The sequence below is a fragment of the Corynebacterium sp. genome, from assembly GCF_012837295.1.
GTDB lineage: Bacteria > Actinomycetota > Actinomycetes > Mycobacteriales > Mycobacteriaceae > Corynebacterium.
The window spans coordinates 1-3,044 of the sequence record NZ_DURI01000273.1; the positions used below are offsets into that span (position 1 = coordinate 1).

The 3,044-nt window shown below is 71.3% G+C and carries 3 protein-coding genes; 1 reads left to right on the plus strand and 2 read right to left on the minus strand.

The window, feature by feature from the left end; genetic code table 11:
• A partial coding sequence (locus tag GX015_RS09005; protein ID WP_291344518.1) for a protein kinase occupies window positions 1-1,185 on the minus strand: 1,185 nt, incomplete at its 3' end.
• Window positions 1,186-1,298: 113 nt separating this feature from the next.
• Here GX015_RS09005 and GX015_RS09010 point away from each other — a divergent pair.
• Window positions 1,299-1,664, plus strand: coding sequence for an Rv2175c family DNA-binding protein (locus tag GX015_RS09010; protein ID WP_291344519.1), 366 nt, complete (start codon window positions 1,299-1,301; stop codon window positions 1,662-1,664).
• Window positions 1,665-1,710: 46 nt separating this feature from the next.
• Here GX015_RS09010 and GX015_RS09015 read toward each other — a convergent pair whose 3' ends face one another.
• A complete protein-coding gene (locus tag GX015_RS09015) occupies window positions 1,711-2,724 on the minus strand; it encodes an alpha/beta hydrolase (RefSeq protein ID WP_291344521.1) in 1,014 nt (337 codons plus the stop codon).
• Window positions 2,725-3,044: the final 320 nt, after the last annotated feature.

Genomic DNA, 3,044 nt, shown 5'->3' on the forward strand with positions numbered 1-3,044 from the left:
GATGTCCCCGTCGTCGTAGCGGCCGTCCCAACGGTCGTCCGGGCGGTCGTCGGAGCCGGTGCCGAAGTCGTCGCGGAAGTCGTCGCCGAAATCTTCGTCGGCGTATCCGTCCCCGGCGTCGGGGGAGGCGAAGGTGCCCGGGACCGGAAGCGGCGCCGCCGGGACGTCGTGGCGGGTCTCGTTCATCCCGTCGCGACCGTGGGGGCCGAACAAACCGGGTTCCGGCGGGCCGTCGAAAAGCTCTGTTCCCCGCACGTCCTCCGGATCCGGGGCCTCCAGATCGTCCTTCGTCCGGGAGGCGCGGTGCGCCGCCGAATCGACCGGGGCCGGGACGCGGAACGGCGGCAGGCCCAGCTCGTCTACGATCTCGTCGAGCTCGGCGGCGAACTCGTTGGCCGAGGTGAATCGGTCGCCGGGCTCGCGGGCGCACGCGCGGGCGACGAGCTCGTCGAACTCCGGCGGCACGCCGTCGATGGCCTCCGACGGGGGAGGGACGTCCTTGTTCAGCCGCTGCAGCGCCACCGCCAGGGACGTGTCGCCGGTGAACGGCGTCGAGCCGGTCAGCAGTTCATAGAGGAGGATGCCCGTCGAATACACGTCGGACGCCGGCGTCATCTCCGCGCCGGTGACCTGCTCCGGCGAGAGGTAACCCACCGTGCCCACGATCACCGAGTTCGACGTCACCTTCGAATCCGCGGCCGCCCGCACCAGACCGAAGTCCGCGAGCTTGACCCGGCCAGAATCGGAGATGAGCACGTTCTCCGGCTTGATGTCGCGGTGCACCATCGACCGGTCGTGCGCCAGCGACAGGGCGCGCAGCACCGGGGCGAGCACCGCCGCCGCGGCGTGCGGGGGCATGGGGCCGCGCTCGCGCAGCAGCTCGCGCAGCGTGCCGCCGTCGACGAGCTCCATGATCAGGAAGACGTGTCCGGCCGCGTCGTGGCCCTGGTCGTAGACGTTGACCAGCGACTCGTCGGCCATGCGCGCCACCGCACGGGCCTCGCGCTCGAACCGGATGCGGAAGGATTCGTCGTGGACGAACCGGGGGTCCATCACCTTCGCGGCGACGTCGCGGCCCAGCCGCAGATCCGTCGCGCGGTGGACGGAGCTCATGCCGCCGCGCGCGATCAGCGGACCGATGCGGTACCGGCCGTCGAGGACGTCGCCCTCGCTCACTTCAGCCATCAGCCTGTTCTCCTCCCGTTGCCGCCCACCAGTATGGCCGACCGCCGCGCGCCGGTGCCAACGCGGTCGGGCGGTGCGGCGGGACGGGCGGCGGGGCGCGGTATGGTGACGGCGTGAGAAAGATCCCCACGTGCCCCGATGTCCTGCCCGCCGACGAAGAGACGCTGGTGGTCCCCGACGTCGCCGACCACCTCGGCGTTCCGGTGACCCGCGTCCACGCGCTGCTGCAGGAGGGCAAGCTCGTCGCGGTCGAGCGCCGCGGCGTGCCGCAGGTCCCGGTTCTGCTTCTCGACGCCGATGGCGTGAACAAGTTCGCCTCCGGGGCCCTGGCGGTGCTCGCGGACGGCGGATACCGCCCCGAGGAGGCCCTGACCTGGCTGTGGACCGAGGACGAGTCGCTGCCCGGCCGCCCGATCGACGGCCTGCACGGGCATCTGGCGCGGGAGGTCATCCGCCGCGCCCAGGCGCTGGCGTTCTAGCCGGCAGAATTCCGGGGAGCCCTCAGCGGGCCCCACGGGAAAGCCCTCAGACGCCCTTGCGCTCCGTGAGCATGAGCTCCGGGTCCGAGGCGAGGCGGTAGTTCTCGCCGGCGTAGACGCCGGCGGCCTTGGCGGAGTCGTCGGCGAAGGTCAGGACCATCGCCCCGATCGCGTTGTACTTCGGATCGTCGAGGATGGAGCCATGGGTGGTGCCCTTGACCACCGTCCACCACGCCGGGCCCGTGTGCCGGTCGTAGGCCAGGCGGGTCATGGGCCACGGCACCAGCGTCTCGTGCTCGGCCACCATGAACAGGCCCGGCACCGCCGGGGCGGGGCTGGCCACGCCACCGTCGGCGGGGCCGCCCATCACGTCGACCAATCCCGCGGTGCGGAAGCCGACGTCGCGGTACCCGTTGATGGCGCCGTCCAGGAGGGCGCCCATGCGGGCGACGGAGCCGCCGCCCGCGGAATGGCCGACGAGCATCGTCCGCGAAAAGTCGATCTTGCCGTACAGCGGGGAAGACTGGTCCAGGGACTGATCGACCGCGCCCTTCGCAGCGAGCTCGACCTGATAGCCGAACCAGTTGAGGAACGAGTACCCGAGCGACACGACGTACCCGTGGCTGGCGTAGAGACGGGCCTGGCGGTCCAGCATGCCGGGATTGGTGATGATGCCGGGCGACATGACGATCAGCGGCGCGGACTCCAGCGTCCCGTCGGCGATCCCGGCGGGGTAGTAGTACTCGACGCCGATGGGGCTGCGGCCGCCCGTGGGCGCGACGTCGAAGCACGACGGCACCTCCTCGACGTCCATCGAGCTGGCGAGCATCGCGTTGTAGAAGGAATAGAGCAGGTCATCGCACGCCTGTACTTCGCGCGTGGCCCGGACTTCGTGGTCGCCGTACACGCCGAAGTCCTTGCGGATCGTGCCATCGGGGGCGGGCATCGCGGGCGACGCCACTTCCGTCAGGCCGATGCTGGCCGGGCCGATGCCGACCCCGGAGGACCCGGTGGCCTCGGACGAACCGATGGCCGCGTCGGCGATCGGGCCGGGCAGCACCGGAATCTCGGGGAGGGCGGACTGCGCGGATGCGCCGCCGGCGAGGAGGGTGAGGGTCAGCAGGGTCGCCGCGGCGGCCCCCAGGGTGCGCCGGAATGCGGTGCGCCCGCCGGGGGACTGGAATGGGGTCGTCTTTCGGTGCTTTCTCGTGAAGTGCCCGGAGCATTTGCGGCGGGCGGGGCATCGGGGGAAGTCGTGTGCACGGCGTGCTTCTCGAGCGTGGGCTCGTCGGGCGAGTGCCTCTCGAGCGTCGGCTCGTCGTCAAGCGTGCCACGCCACGTCACCGGCCGCTGGAGTTTTCCGTTAACCAACCAACGCAA